Here is a 14,801-nt window from a genome sequence, read left to right as displayed (position 1 = left end):
CATATCCCCTAGGCTCTTCATTTAAAAAGCAGCCATGCTCAAATGTTCAGCGATAGGCCCAAGTGCCAGCGTCGGCAGGAAGGTCAGGCCGCCCACCAGCAAAATGGTCACGGTCAACAGGGTCACGAACAGCGGGCCGTGGGTCGGGAAGCTGTTCTGGCCAATCGGTGCGGTCTTCTTCATCGCCAGGCTGCCGGCCAGGGCCAGTACAGGGAGGATGTAACCGAAGCGACCAAGCAACATCGACAGGCTCATCATCAGGTTGTGAAACGTGGTGTTGGCGCTGAAGCCGCCAAACGCCGAACCGTTGTTCGCACTGGCCGAGGTGTAGGCGTACAGCAACTGGCTGAAACCGTGGGGGCCAGGGTTACTGATGGCGCCGGCCGGGCCCGGCAGGGTCGCAGCGATGGCGCCCAGTACCAGGGTGCCCACCGGCATGACCAGCAAGGTCACAACCAGCAACTGCACTTCCTTGGCCTGGAGTTTCTTGCCGAGGTATTCCGGTGTACGGCCAATCATCAAGCCGGCGAGGAACACCGCAATCAACACGTTGAGCAACATGCCGTACATGCCGGCGCCGACGCCGCCGAAGATCACTTCGCCGACCATCATGTTGACCAGCGACACCATCCCGCTCAGGGGGTTGAGGCTGTCTTGCATACCGTTGACCGAACCGTTGGACGCGGCGGTGGTCGCCACCGACCACAACACGGTGCCAGTGGTGCCGAAGCGCGCTTCTTTACCTTCCTGCGGCGCGGCCTGTTCAACCGCCGGGTTGTTCAGCGCCGGGTTGGGTTGGTACTCGGCCCACATCGCGGTAGCACCGCCGATGATGAACAGGGCCAGCATGCAACCGAGGATCGCCCGGCTCTGACGCAGGTCTTTCACGTAGTGGCCAAAGGTGAACACCAGCGCCACCGGAATCAGGATGATCGCGCCCAGCTCAAACAGGTTGGCCCAGGCAGTCGGGTCTTCGAACGGATGCGCCGAGTTGACGCCGAAGAAGCCACCACCGTTGGTGCCCAGTTGCTTGATCGCAATCTGGCTGGCAGCCGGGCCCAGTGGGATGACCTGGTCAACGCCCTGCATGGTGACCGCGTTCACATAGTGAGCGAAGGTTTGTGGCACGCCCTGCCAGACCAGGAACAACGCGAACACCAGGCACAACGGCAACAGGCCGTAGAGCGTGGCGCGGGTCATGTCGACCCAGAAATTGCCCAGGGTCTTGGTGGACTTGCGACCGATCCCACGGCACAACGCGACCAGTACGGCGAGGCCGGTGGCGGCACTGACGAAGTTCTGCACGGTGAGGCCGACCATCTGACTGAGGTAGCTCAGGGACGCTTCACCGCTGTAGTTCTGCCAGTTGGTGTTGGTCATGAAACTGATGGCGGTGTTGAACGCCAGGGTCCATTCCTGACCCGGCAATTTCTGCGGGTTCAGCGGCAGGTATTCCTGGAACAGCAGGATCGCGAACAGCAGCACGAAACCGGCAAGGTTGAACGCCAGCAACGCCAGCGCGTATTTCTGCCAGCTCTGTTCCTGGTCTGCATCGACACCCGAAAGGCGATAGCACACGCGCTCGACCGGGCCGAACACCGGCGTGAGCCAGGTTCGCTGCCCTTCCATTACCTTGTAGTAGAACCGCCCCAGGGCCGGTGCCGGAATCAGCACCAAGGCAAAGAAGGCGATGATCAGCCAATAGTCATAACTGTGCATAGCCTGCTCCTAGTTCCGATCCGCGCGTAACAGCGCAACCAGCAGATAAATGAACAGCGCCACAGCCAACAGCAGTGACACCCCGTCCAGAACGCTCATGGAAGTTTCTCCGTCGTGCGGCGACTGCCGCGTGTAGGAGGATTGTCCGCAGGAGTGGCGTAAAGGAACGAGAGCGACGGTATGGGTGGGGCGTAAAGACGGCGTAAAGAGTGGGTTTATGCGGGGTTTACGGGGGGTATGCACTTCAAATGTGGGAGCCGGGCTTGCCCGCGATAGCGTCAGACCAGACACCAACGCCCTTATCTGGTGCAGCGCTTGAAATGATTCAAACGCCAAACCGTTCCCTCGGCGACAGTTCGGCGCCTTTACGACACGGCTTTGGTTAATGGCATGTCCGCTGCAATGCCCTGAAACATTCCAAACCGTTCAGGGAGAGCTACACGATGAACACACAACTCAAACCCACCTTGGGCACTCTGCATTTGTGGGGCATCGCAGTCGGGCTGGTGATTTCCGGAGAGTATTTCGGCTGGAGTTATGGCTGGGGCGTGGCGGGAACATTGGGCTTCCTGGTGACCTCGTTAATGGTCGCCACCATGTACACCTGCTTTATATTCAGTTTCACCGAGCTGACCACCGCGATTCCTCACGCTGGCGGCCCGTTTGCCTACAGCCGCCGGGCGTTTGGCGAGAAAGGTGGCTTGATTGCCGGGCTGGCGACGCTGATCGAGTTCGTCTTCGCCCCGCCCGCGATCGCCCTGGCCATCGGCGCGTACCTGAACGTGCAGTTTCCGGCCCTCGATCCGAAACATGCGGCCGTCGGCGCCTACATTGTGTTCATGGGCCTGAACATCCTCGGGGTGAAGCTCGCCGCCACCTTTGAATTGGTGGTCTGCGTGCTTGCCGTGGCCGAGTTGCTGGTGTTCATGGGCGTGGTCGCTCCCGCCTTCAGCTTCAGCAACTTCGCCCTCAACGGCTGGGCCGGCTCCGACACCTTCGGCGCACCGGCGATCGCCGGAATGTTTGCGGCCATACCCTTTGCCATCTGGTTCTTCCTCGCCATCGAAGGCGCCGCCATGGCGGCCGAAGAGGCGAAAGATCCCAAGCGCACTATTCCAAAGGCCTACATCAGCGGCATCCTCACCCTGGTGATTCTGGCCATGGGCGTGATGTTCTTTGCCGGTGGCGTGGGTGACTGGCGCACCCTGTCGAACATCAACGACCCGCTGCCCCAGGCGATGAAAACCGTGGTCGGCGACAGCTCGGGCTGGCTGCACATGCTGGTGTGGATCGGCCTGTTCGGCCTGGTGGCCAGCTTCCACGGGATCATCCTGGGTTACTCCCGCCAATTCTTCGCCCTGGCGCGCGCGGGCTACCTGCCCTCCTTCCTCGCCAAACTGTCGCGCTTCCAGACGCCGCACCGGGCAATCATCGCCGGCGGCATCGTCGGCATCGCCGCCATCTACAGCGACGGGCTGATCAACCTGGGCGGCATGACCCTGACCGCCGCGATGATCACCATGGCGGTGTTCGGTGCCATCGTCATGTACATCATGAGCATGCTCAGCCTGTTCAAACTGCGCAAGACCGAACCGCTGCTGGAGCGGACCTTCCGCGCCCCGGGCTATCCAATCGTGCCGGGGATTGCGCTGGTACTGGCCGTGGTCTGCCTGGTGGCGATGGCGTGGTTCAACGCGCTGATCGGGCTGATCTTCCTGGGCTTCATGGTGGTGGGTTTTGTGTACTTCCAACTGACCGCGCAAGACCGCGCCGATGCACCGGCGGACGCTATGTTGACCGGGCTGTAAGGCTACCGGGGCAGAACGGGCCTACAATGAACTACTAAGAAAGCCCGTTACTCAAAGCAGTCATTACCGTGGGAAATTTCCCCACGGTTTGCTGCCTCAAGGAGAGCCCTATGCCGTGGTATGCCTGGTTGATTTTAGTGGTCGCGATCGGTTCGATCGTCGGTGGTTTGTTGATGCTGCGAGACAGCGCCAACAAGGTTGAATTGACTGATGAACAACGTAAGCGCGTGGCAGAACGCAATGCCCAGGCGGACGCCAAGGATGCGCAGGATCGCTGAGACTGAAGCGGCTCCCCGTTGAGCCGCACAATTTTGTAAACACCCGCGTATGCCCAGCGAAGCTTGGTTAATATGGCCTGATGTTTCGGAGGCCTTCCCATGCGCTATTCACAAGACCACAAAGCTCAAACCCACCAGCGCATCATCAAGGAGGCCTCGGTACGCTTTCGCCGCGACGGCATTGGTGCGACCGGCCTGCAGCCGCTGATGAAGTCGCTGAACCTGACGCATGGCGGGTTTTACGCGCACTTCAGGTCAAAGGACGAGTTGGTGGAAAAGGCGTTGCAAGAGGCCGCAGCTCAACTGGATGAACATTGCAAAAAGCTGTTCAGCCAACAGCGACCGTTGGACGCGTTCATTGATAGCTACCTGTCGCAATGGCATCAGACATCACCTCATGAGGGGTGCCCGCTGCCCACGATGTCTTCCGAGCTGGGGTTGCGCGGGCAGAACAGCAGGACGACGGATGAGGTGCTTAACGCCCGGCTCAAGCAGGTCGAAGCGGCCCTTGATAGCCCGAATGCCCGCGAACAGGGCCTTGTGCTGATGTCGACGCTGGTGGGAGCGTTGGTGTTGGCAAGAAGTGTGGAGAGCGCCGAATTGGCCACGCGGATTCTTGATGTGGTGCGGGGGAGCTTGAAAGCGGGGTTCTGCGGCCAGAAGAAAGCCGGTCAATGACCGGCCTCCTCGCCTGCTTTTCAGATGTTCAATTGACCTCAAGCCTGTCGCGGTTCTTCTCCAGCAATGCCTTGCCGATACCTTTTACTTCCAGCAACTCATCTATCGCAGTGAAGGGCCCGTTGGTTTCGCGGTAAGCGACGATGGCCTTGGCTTTGGCTGCGCCAATGCCGAAGAGGTCCCGGCGCAGGGTTTCGGCGTCTGCGGAGTTGAGGCTGACCTTGGTGGTGTGGTCGACGTTGGTCATTTGTGTGGAAATGGAGGTTGGCGTTTCGGGTTTGGTGGAAGGTGCGGCAGTAGTGGCTAGGGAGAGGCTGGCAAGAAAGGCAAAGACAAAGGATGAGAAATAAGCTTTACGCATAGGTGACACTCCATGACATCGATAAGGGAAAAGCAGCTTTTCCGAAGCTGCTTTTCAAACTTAGGCGATGTTTGGGGAGAGTCAAAAATGGGTGAGTTACAGGGTGTGAGCTCAGGGCTCAAGACGACGCTGCTGGTAGATCCAGTCGACGATTTCACCGTCCGGGGAATAGCCGCTGACCGTTTCGCGCAGCAACTGACGCACACGCGTGTAGTCATCCTGTTCAACGGCGCTGAGCAGCTCCGTTAATCGGCCCTTCAACACCTCCCAGGGCAAGTAGTCTTCATTGGCACTCATAATCATCGGGTGCGGCGTCGTGACTACGTTGTCGCCGATCAACAGTTCCTCATAAAGTTTTTCGCCGGGACGCAGCCCCGTAAACTCAATGGAGATGTCACCTTGAAGATTTTTATCAGAGCGAATACTCAAGCCGGAAAGGTGCACCATCTTCTCGGCCAGCTCGACGATTTTCACCGGCTCGCCCATATCCAGAACAAATACGTCACCGCCCAGCCCCATGGAGCCCGCCTGGATAACCAATTGAGCGGCTTCAGGGATGCTCATGAAATACCGGGTAATCTTGGGGTGCGTAACCGTCAGCGGGCCACCGGATTTGATTTGCTTGTGGAACAACGGGATCACTGATCCTGATGAGCCCAGCACATTGCCGAACCGCACCATGGTAAAGCGGGTCTTGTTCACACGGGAAACATTCGAAGTCTCACCGAATAGCACCGGAGCAATTTCACTGCTGAGCGCCTGCAGTGTCATTTCTGCGAGACGCTTGGTGCTTCCCATTACATTGGTGGGACGCACCGCCTTATCAGTAGAAATAAGCACGAAGTTCGCCACATTGGCGCGTAAAGAGGCTTGCGCGGCGCTCAGCGTGCCCATCACATTATTCAGCACGCCTTCAGCAATATTATGCTCGACCATCGGTACATGCTTGTAAGCCGCCGCATGGTAGACCGTGTTCACGCGCCAGGTTTTCATGACGTCAAAGAGCTTTTCCTGATTGCGCACAGAACCCAGGATTGGCAATAACTTAACTGAAAGCGACTCACGCACGATTCGCTGCTCAAGCTCTTGCAGGATGCTGTAGAGATTGAACTCGCTATGCTCATACAACAGCAGTGTCGTGGGTTGCAGCGTGAGAATCTGCCGGCAAAGCTCAGACCCGATTGAACCGCCCGCCCCGGTTATAAGAACCGACTGCTCCTTGATGCAATGTTCAAGCAGCTCGTCCTGAGGAGGGACAGAGTCACGGCCCAACAAGTCAGCAATATCAACTTCCTGGATATCATCGACTTTCACTCGCCCGCTGGCCAAATCCATAAAACCGGGCACGCTTTGCACATGGAGTGCGAACCCCTCCAGGAAGGTCAATATCTCCCGGCGGCGCCCACGATTGGCAGACGGAATGGCGAGAAGAATCTGCTGGGCACCGGTGACGTCAACCATCTGCTGGATATGCTTTGGCTTATAGACATGCAAGCCTGAAATCACACGATCGGCAATGCTGCTGTCATCATCAATAAAGGCGACAGGACGCAACAGCCTCCCCATGCGCAATGCAGCAACCAATTGATTACCGGCTGCCCCCGCACCATAGATGGCCACCTTCGGCAGTCCATCATCTCGATTGGTAAAAGGAACATGTTGCGCAGCCGCGAACCAGTCTCCCAGGAAATACTGGCGCATCGCGAGGCGTAGCCCCCCGATCATGACCATGCTCAACCACCAGTAATTGAAGATGACCGAGCGTGGAACAAACAACTGATGGTTGCCGCTCCAGTAAACAACCAGCGCGAGAATCAACGATGACAGGCTGACGGCCTTGATAATTGCGATCAGCGCATCGTTTCCAAAATAGCGCATGACTGCACGGTACATACCAAACCGTACAAACAGCGGAATAGCGATGACCGTGGCGCTCAGGAATAGCCATAGGTACTCAGTGAAAGGATTGATCAGCTCATCAATCCCCAAACGAACGACAAAGGCCATCCAAAGGGCAAACCAGACAAGAAAAACGTCGGTCACTACCTGGAAGGCACGTTTCTGCCGCCGCGTTAAACCCAGTAATAAGGTTCTCAACTTATCCATAACGCCTTGAAACACCTCTGTTACTCCTAAAGTACATCCGCCACCACCATGGATGATTCCAAGGGACCTCATACCATGATGATGGAAAATTCCATTTGACTGGCCCGCAGCTCAAATCCTTCTGCGTTGCAAACAAAGACGGGCATTCCTGGCTGTCTAACTGATTACTCTTCGGTAGCCAACTGCATAACGGTCTTGAGCACCGAGCATGTCTTGTCGATCTCATGCTGCGTCAACGTCGGGTGCACGAGAAACATTACACTTGTTTCGCCGAGCTCCCGTGCTACCGGCAACCGGCTCGCCGGACGCCAGCCAGTATTGTCAAACGCCTTCTCCAGATAGACCTCGGAGCAGGAACCGGAAAATACCGGAACGTCTCGTGCCGAAATCTCCGCCAGAATACGATCACGATCCCATCCGGCCTTGAGAGCCTGAGGCTCGACAAACACGTAGCACTTATACGCCGCGTGAACACTGCCCTCAGGCATGATTGGCACACGCAAGCCTTTGAGTTGGCTGGCGCACTCCCATATCTGCCCGGCATTCGCCAGCCGGCTGGCCTGCCAATCGGTCATGCGCTTGAGCTGAATCCGACCGATGACGGCCTGAACCTCGAGCATTCTCCAGTTCGTACCGAAGCTTTCATGCAACCAGCGAAAACCAGGAGGATGGTTACGTTCGTAGACAGCTTCCCAGCTTTTGCCATGATCCTTGAACGACCACATGTCCGACCACAACTTACGATCGTTGGTTGTGACCATTCCGCCCTCGCCACCTGTGGTCATGATCTTGTCCTGACAAAAGGACCAGGCAGAGATATGGCCAATTGACCCCACCGGGCGCCCCTTGTAACGGGCGCCATGGGCCTGGGCACAATCTTCGATCACTTTAAGGTCGAATTCCTCGGCCAGGGCCATGATCGGATCCATATCGCAAGGCCAGCCAGCCAAATGCACACAGATTACGGCCCGGGTGCGAGGAGTCAGTACAGCGCGGATAGTCTGCGCGCTGAAGTTTTGCGAATCGCGATCCACATCGGCGAAAACCGGAACAGCCCCGGCATTCACAATGCTCGAGACGGAAGCAAGAAACGTGCGTGAGGTGACAATCACTTCATCGCCAGCACCGATACCCAACGCCTTCAAGGCAAGGTCCAGGGCAACCGTTCCGTTAGCCAGGCCGATGGCGTATTCGGTGCCCGCCCATGCAGCGAACTCCTTCTCAAACTCACGCCCCTGTGTACCAGTCCAGTAGTTGACCTTATTGGACAGAATCACATCACGTACGGCGTCAGCTTCCTCTTCAGTAAAAGAAGGCCAAGGAGAAAATGGTGAATTCAACACAACCAGTACCCGTCAGTTTTCATTCGAAAATATGAAAGACTCGTCAATACGAGCCCCGTTGCAATTCGCTCAATCCGCTGTTCGCGCGGCGACGACTTTTCAAGAGCCGTCCAATAACCTGGCCGGCACTCCGGCGACCGTAACCTTGTCTGGCACGTCTCTGACAACTACGGCACCCGCACCAACCATGACCTGTGAACCGATGCTCACAAGTTGTCGTATGCAGGCACCTATGCCAATCCAGCTCAGATCCTGTACGCAGACGCCCCCTGCAAGCCGGGCGCCGGGGCTGATGTGCACACACGATCCCAATAGACAATCGTGGTCGACACTGCTGCCCGTATTGAGAATAGCGCCCCTGCCAACTTTGGCATCGGCGTTTACCACCGCGCCAGCAAACACCACCGACCCCTCACCAAGCGTGGCATACCGGCTGACGGTTGAATCCGGATGGCGCAGCGTTACCAGCGTAGCGCCTGCCGCCTTCAGCTGGTCCAGTTTTGCCTGGCGAACCCGATTATTGCCGATCGCCACCAACACACCGTCATATTCATGCACAGCCGCCAACAGTCTCTCGGTGTTGCCTACGACGCTCCAGGCACCATTTCGAAGCAAACCGGGCCAGGCGTCATCAAAGAATTCAATCGTGTCCCAACCGCAGCATTCGGCCGTATCCGCGACGACTTTGCCATGGCCGCTTGCACCCAGCACCGCAAGGCGGCTCATGGCTTGGAGCCCGTGAACTTCGATGCTGTAGCTTCGCCTTCGGCACTGATACCGTCACGCACCAGAACTTTCTTGATCGTCAGGAAAATCACCTTCATATCCAGCCAAAAAGACTGATTATCGACATACCAGGTGTCCAGCTTGAACTTTTCTTCCCAGCCTATTGCGTTGCGCCCGTTGACCTGTGCCCAGCCGCTGACGCCAGGGCGAACCTCATGGCGACGATATTGTTCGGCGCTGTAGAGAGGCAGGTATTCCATCAGCAACGGTCGCGGGCCCACCAGGCTCATATCGCCCTTGACCACATTCCACAACTCGGGCAATTCATCCAGGCTGCTGGATCGCAGAAAACTGCCAAAGGCTGTCATGCGCTGGGAGTCTGGCAAAGGCTCACCGTTTGCGTCATGAGCGTCACGCATCGTACGGAACTTGATCATTTCGAACGGTTTGCCATTCCGACCTGGTCGAACCTGACGAAAGAGAACGGGAGATCCCAATTTCTTGCGAATGTTCCAGGCAATTACTGCTATGACCGGAGAAAGCAGAATTAGTCCAAGCAACGACGCAAATAAATCAAAACCACGCTTGATCATCTGGCAACACCCTCCAGCCAATCCACAAACCGGTCAGCCAATTTACGTCGGTCAAACTCTCTGACCGCCAATTCTCTGCCTCGTGCGCCCTTCGCCCGCAGCTCGTCACGATCATCTGCCGCCTGTATCAACGCATCTGCGAAAAGCGCAGCATCATCGGGAGGTACGACAAAACCGCAGTTCTCGGTGGAAATCATCTCGGCGAGCCAGCCCGGGTAGTTATTTAAAACAGGCAACCCTGACGCGATATAGTCGAAAAACTTGTTAGGCGACGTTCCGTAGTAAAAGGCCGGTACGTTTGCCAATATCTGCAGCCCCAGGTCCGCGCTGGCCATCAAACCGGACAACCGGGCCTTGTTCACCGGGTCATGAAATATCACATTGTCCAGCTGCTCTTCCGCTGCACGCTTCTGAAGCGCGGGCTTGAGCTTGCCCTGCCCGATCAAAACCAGCCGGATATCATCGCGCTTACGCAGTTTAAGCTCTCGAGCCGCATCGAGCACCGCGTCCAGCTTGTTGGCCACTCCATGAGTACCCGCGAAGACCGCTACCAGATGGCTTTTATCCACTCCAGCCGGCAACCATGGCTCAGCAGGCGTGTTGAAAATATCAAGGTCACAACCGTTTGGGATCATTTCGATTCGATCACGCGCCACACCGCGGTGCGCAATTCCATCCACAATACCTGGAGACAATCCAATGACCCGGTGAGCCGAGCGATAACTTGCCCACTCAAGAAAAGACATGGCGGCAAGGATTACCGGATTACGAATGACGCCCATCGCTTTCGGCAGCTCGGGCCAGAGATCCCGGACCTCAAATACAAACGGCTTATTGCGAAACCACCGGGCGAATATCCCGGGGATACCGGCTGTCAATGGCGTCGTGGTCGCAAAGACCAGGTCGTAACGCTCGGTTAGCGCAATACCGATACTGCGCACTGCAAACTTTAAAAAGCTGAGCGCTCGAACGAACAGGCCATCGCTGTTGGAGTACGCCAGGTCAAATTCGATGATCTCGATACCGTCGACGGTACCTTTGCGTTTTCCACCAACGAAAGGGCTTTCCAGCCCCGTTTGGCCACCACCGTAGCTGCCGCAGACCATCGTCACCTGATGCCCCCTGGCAACCAGGCGGCGGGCCATCTCATAGGACCGGATACCGGTCGCTCCTTTCGGAGTAGAAAAATGCTGATGAAAATAAAGGACTTTCATGTCTACCAGTGATACTCCGTAGTCAAAACGCCCGCCGAAGTCACCTCAACCTCAAGCACCGGCACTTCAGTTTTTTGTAAGTAGTAACGAGACTCCCAACCCTGGACGAGCGCTCGTCGCACGATAGGCATGCTGCCTGCAACCGACAATCGATGGGAGCCGTTGGTCAGGACGTCGCCCTCAAGCCGCCAGTCCCCCGGCTGCAAACGCCAGCGTAGAACTGCACGATCCTTGAATCCGCTAAATTCATCCCTGACCAGCATGCCGGTGTCGCTCAGGCTCACATGCCGCTTATGACGGACGCCGTTACCGTCGATATACGTGGCGCCGCAGGCGCTTGTTCCAGCCTGCTCAACCAGGCTTTCGACCTGGTGCGTACGCAACCACTCCCCGAACAGAAACCGGCTGAGCCTCGGCATCTGGTCTCGCCCATCAAATTGAAGGGTGTTGTGGCTGGCGGTACCCGGAAAATAACTCAGCCACTGGGCAGAGGTGTTGTAGCTGAAGGTACCTGCATCCCGGAGCAGGTTAATGCCTGCACGCCATAGATCCACATGCAGGGCATCGGCCTGGCTGGGGCGAAACCGGAAGCGCGGGTAGCGCAATACAGCGAAGGTTTGTTCACGCCGCAACAATGCATAACCACCCTGATCAAACAGCTGGCTACCTGGACGCTCCGCTACCGCCGATGGGCCGGGCAGCAGCAGCCATTGCAGTGGCAAATCCCATTCACCTGCCGCCTCATAGGCTCTCTTTCCGGCAAACAACGCCATGGACAACTGGACCGAAGGCCTGAAGTCGCGATAGTCCGTATCCGTCAGTGGCAGCAGCCGGGCACCATCATTTGCGCCAATGTTCGGAGCATCTCCAGTGTGCTCGTCGACCAACGAAAATAACCAATGCGCGGCTGTGCGAGCCCTGAGTTGGAACGTGGCGGAGAACGCCGGGAGCCCCAGCTTGTTTCTCCAGATTTCAACCATGGAAAATGTGTCGAGCATCACCCGATGATAATTGACGGAGTACTGGCTGAAACTGCCATCTTGCTCGATCAGCCGAGCGGCCCGGTTTTCGAGCCATTTGCGCCCCAATCGCTGCCAGCGTTCGCCCTCGGGGCAACCGCTTGAGGTCAACCAACTGCCGCCGACAAAAAGTGCAGCCGCCTCGGAAGTCCCGTGGTTATTGTCCTGAGCCATCGCATAGCTCAGCGTCGGCTCGATACGCTTGAGGTGCAGTCGGACCAGATCCACAAGCCCCGGCAACGGGCTGGCAAACTGTTCGACAATGACCGAACTCATCGCCAGGTGCAGGACACGAATGGACGCCTCCTGACCGCACTTCCAGTTCGGACCGCAATAGGGAGGATTGTTGACACACCAATCCGTCAACCAACCGTTTAACTGCGCCGTCCCTGAAGACCCGCCAACACAGGACTTCTGGGCAAAGACCAACGTCCAGTCAAATCGCGAAGCTTCCCAGATATTCTTGATATCACCGACAGCGGCATCAAAATCAGGAATCCGCCACCATTCCCGGCCGGGATCAGGCACTCGAACTCCATTCAGCGGATTCAAATGCCAGTCAGGGGGTGCGTCCGATACCGGGCACTCCCAGAACCCGAAATACCGGACCTGGGAATCCCATTGGGACGCACATGGCAACGAGCCGGCCTGCCTCGCACTTTCCGCAAAAAACGGGCCTTGAGGAATTTCAGCCCGAAGGCGTCGGACCGGGTTCAAGCCAGTCTTGACCCCGAGCCGATACGTCAATGCACGCGCCAGATTGCCAAAACCGAGAGCTATCGCAGTTTTGGCTTTAACAAGAAGAAGGCTCATTGCTCGCGCAGAATCCGGGCAACTTCAATGCTCACGCGCGCCACTTCGAAAATCTCATCGGAAGTGATCGGCGTGACCGCCCCGTTTTGCACCGCTGCCAGAAAAGCTGCAGCGCACTCGCTTTGCCCCTTGTTCTGTTTCCAGAGATTCAGCTTGCTGAAGCCCGGCCAGCCGAACCCCTTCAACTTGCGGAAGTTATCCAGTTGCAGGACGCGTCCGGCAGCGAAAACTTCAACTCGCTCTTTTGGAAAGCTTGAAGCGCCATTGGCCAGATAGAGGATGGTGCCGAAAGAGCCATCCTCAAACCCCAGGGTGATCGCCGCTTTATCTTCCGTAATGGCAACAGCAGGCGTATCGCCCATTCTGCGGGCCTGGATCGAAACAATTTTGCTGCCCGCGAGAAAACGCATCAGGTCGATGAAATGACACGCTTCGCCAATAATGCGCCCACCGCCGACTGACGGGTCCTGGGTCCAGTGATTTGCGGGAATCGCTCCGGCATTCATCGTCATGATGAAAGACTTGGGCTCTTTTACAGCCGAGAGCAACGCCTTCATCTTTTGCACCTGCGGCGAAAAGCGTCGATTGAACCCCACCATCAAATGTGGCTTGAGCCCTTGTTCGACAGCCTTTCGATAGGCCTCTTCAACCGTTGCCAGATCCTGGGCTTCAATTGCCAATGGCTTTTCGACGAACACATGTTTACCCGCCTCCAGCGCTTGCGCGACAAAACGGGCATGGCTGTCGTGCCGGGTGACAATTGCAACAGTGTTGATCGTGCTCTCGCCAAGCATCGCACTGATATCAGTCGAGGCTTGTGCAAATCCGGCCTTGCTGCCGTGTATTACACCGTTGATGCCACCGGCAGTCACAATCGTATGGAACTGAGCCCCTGCGGCCTTGAATGCCGGTATCAGCATTCTTGATGCATAGTTTCCTGCACCGATGAAGCCCACCACGGGTTTGGCCGGGTCGAAACTGGCTACCGCACCAGGTGCCAGCACCACTTCCTTGATGTTTCGCTCGGTCTCTTCCGAGGTGTACTGAAGAATGATGCCCAGCGCCGAATTATCCGTCGTAAGCGTCTGATAGGCATCCGCGGCGTCTTCGAATGCAACCCGATGGGAGATCAACGAGTTGACCTCCAATTGGCCGCTGGCGAGCATGTCCAGGACGGCTTCGAAGTTGCGCTGCTCAGTCCAGCGAACGAAACCTATCGGGAAGTCGTTGCCTTGATCTTCGTAACTCGGATCGTAGCGCCCGGGCCCGTAAGAACATGAAACCTGGAATGTCAGTTCCTTCTCATAGAAGTCGGCTCGACTCAACTCAAGCCCGGTTACCCCTACCAGAACAATGCGCCCACGCTTACGGCACATGTGTGCCGCCTGGGTGACCGGGTCGGACGACTTGGTCGACGCCGTAATGATGACGCCATCCACCCCTCTTCCGCGGCTGAATGTCATTCCCGCCGAAACAACATCTTCGCCCTTGCCGGGGTTGCAGGTTTCGGCGCCATAACTGCGAGCCAATGCCAGCTTTTGCTCATCGAAGTCAACGGCAAGTACCCGGCAGCCTTGAGCCCGCAGGAGCTGGACCGTCATCAGTCCGATCAGGCCTACGCCGGTGACTACAAAGGTTTCACCCAATGTCGGCTGAGCCAGACGAATGCCCTGCAAGCCGATGCTGGCAAGCACGGTAAACGAAGCGGCTTCGTCGCTGACCGAGTCCGGAATCAAGGCACACAGATTCTTGGGAACAACAACGATATCGGCATGAGGACCATTGGAAACCACACGGTCGCCCGGCTTGAACCCGGACACATCATTGCCCACGGCACCCACAACACCCACGTTGCAGTATCCAAGCGGCAACGGCTGCGCAAGCTTCGAGCGAACGGCTTCCACCGTTGTCGCCAAGCCATCGGTCTGGACCTTTTGCAGAACCATGCGGACCTTGTCAGGTTGCTGGCGAGCTTTTTCCAACCAGTTGGCACGGCCAAACCCTACCAGCATGCGTTCCGTGCCGGCAGAAATCAGCGTATTGGTTGTATGGATCTTTAGCGTGCCACTACGAACGGCGGGAGCGGGTGCATTAACCAATGACGTCTCACCGCTAGCCATGTTCTGAACAACCTGCTTCATGC

Annotated in this window: 13 protein-coding genes; 3 read left to right on the top strand and 10 right to left on the bottom strand. The window is 57.1% G+C overall.

Going from position 1 to position 14,801, the window contains the following annotated elements; all coding sequences use genetic code 11:
* Positions 1-21 precede the first annotated feature (21 nt).
* Both kdpA and kdpF read right to left on the bottom strand, forming a co-directional pair.
* Entirely contained in the window at positions 22-1,719 is a 1,698-nt protein-coding gene (gene kdpA, locus HX814_RS06350; protein ID WP_177008082.1) for a potassium-transporting ATPase subunit KdpA, read from the bottom strand.
* 9 nt (positions 1,720-1,728) lie between these two features.
* Positions 1,729-1,818, bottom strand: coding sequence for a K(+)-transporting ATPase subunit F (gene kdpF, locus HX814_RS06345; protein ID WP_003218754.1), 90 nt, complete (start codon positions 1,816-1,818; stop codon positions 1,729-1,731).
* Between the two features lie 344 nt (positions 1,819-2,162).
* Between kdpF and eat the strand changes: the two genes are divergently transcribed.
* From eat to HX814_RS06330, 3 genes are all read left to right on the top strand, one after another.
* Entirely contained in the window at positions 2,163-3,527 is a 1,365-nt protein-coding gene (gene eat / locus HX814_RS06340) for an ethanolamine permease (RefSeq protein ID WP_177008083.1), read from the top strand.
* 110 nt (positions 3,528-3,637) lie between these two features.
* Positions 3,638-3,805: a DUF2897 family protein gene (locus tag HX814_RS06335; protein ID WP_008437727.1), complete on the top strand. Its 168-nt coding sequence runs from the start codon at positions 3,638-3,640 to the stop codon at positions 3,803-3,805.
* A 99-nt stretch (positions 3,806-3,904) separates the two neighbouring features.
* A complete protein-coding gene (locus HX814_RS06330; RefSeq protein ID WP_008437726.1) occupies positions 3,905-4,483 on the top strand; it encodes a TetR/AcrR family transcriptional regulator in 579 nt (192 codons plus the stop codon).
* A gap of 28 nt (positions 4,484-4,511) precedes the next feature.
* On the opposite strand, the gene HX814_RS06325 is transcribed toward HX814_RS06330, so the two are convergent.
* The 8 genes from HX814_RS06325 to HX814_RS06290 all read right to left on the bottom strand — a co-directional run bounded on the left by HX814_RS06325 (position 4,512) and on the right by HX814_RS06290 (position 14,799).
* Positions 4,512-4,844, bottom strand: coding sequence for a ComEA family DNA-binding protein (locus HX814_RS06325; protein ID WP_177008084.1), 333 nt, complete (start codon positions 4,842-4,844; stop codon positions 4,512-4,514).
* A gap of 111 nt (positions 4,845-4,955) precedes the next feature.
* Positions 4,956-6,950: a nucleoside-diphosphate sugar epimerase/dehydratase gene (locus HX814_RS06320; RefSeq protein WP_008437723.1), complete on the bottom strand. Its 1,995-nt coding sequence runs from the start codon at positions 6,948-6,950 to the stop codon at positions 4,956-4,958.
* Between the two features lie 164 nt (positions 6,951-7,114).
* Positions 7,115-8,293 (bottom strand): DegT/DnrJ/EryC1/StrS aminotransferase family protein, encoded by a 1,179-nt coding sequence (locus HX814_RS06315; RefSeq protein WP_177008085.1) that lies wholly within the window; start codon positions 8,291-8,293, stop codon positions 7,115-7,117.
* A 99-nt stretch (positions 8,294-8,392) separates the two neighbouring features.
* Positions 8,393-9,019, bottom strand: a complete 627-nt coding sequence (locus tag HX814_RS06310) for an acetyltransferase (protein ID WP_177008086.1) — start codon at positions 9,017-9,019, stop codon at positions 8,393-8,395.
* On the bottom strand, positions 9,016-9,612 hold the full coding sequence (locus tag HX814_RS06305) for a sugar transferase (RefSeq protein WP_177008087.1): 597 nt from the start codon (positions 9,610-9,612) through the stop codon (positions 9,016-9,018). The genes HX814_RS06310 and HX814_RS06305 overlap by 4 nt, the downstream gene beginning before the upstream one ends.
* Positions 9,609-10,826 (bottom strand): glycosyltransferase family 4 protein, encoded by a 1,218-nt coding sequence (locus tag HX814_RS06300; RefSeq protein ID WP_177008088.1) that lies wholly within the window; start codon positions 10,824-10,826, stop codon positions 9,609-9,611. Before HX814_RS06300 ends, HX814_RS06305 begins: the two co-directional genes overlap by 4 nt.
* A gap of 2 nt (positions 10,827-10,828) precedes the next feature.
* A complete protein-coding gene (locus tag HX814_RS06295; RefSeq protein WP_371318515.1) occupies positions 10,829-12,373 on the bottom strand; it encodes a heparinase II/III-family protein in 1,545 nt (514 codons plus the stop codon).
* Positions 12,374-12,654: 281 nt separating this feature from the next.
* Positions 12,655-14,799, bottom strand: coding sequence for a bi-domain-containing oxidoreductase (locus tag HX814_RS06290; RefSeq protein ID WP_177008090.1), 2,145 nt, complete (start codon positions 14,797-14,799; stop codon positions 12,655-12,657).
* Positions 14,800-14,801: the final 2 nt, after the last annotated feature.

The organism is Pseudomonas sp. C8002 (assembly GCF_013385765.1).
Taxonomy (GTDB): Bacteria; Pseudomonadota; Gammaproteobacteria; order Pseudomonadales; family Pseudomonadaceae; genus Aquipseudomonas.
The sequence above is the reverse complement of the archived record's forward strand: the minus strand, read 5'-3'. Positions and strand labels throughout refer to the sequence as shown.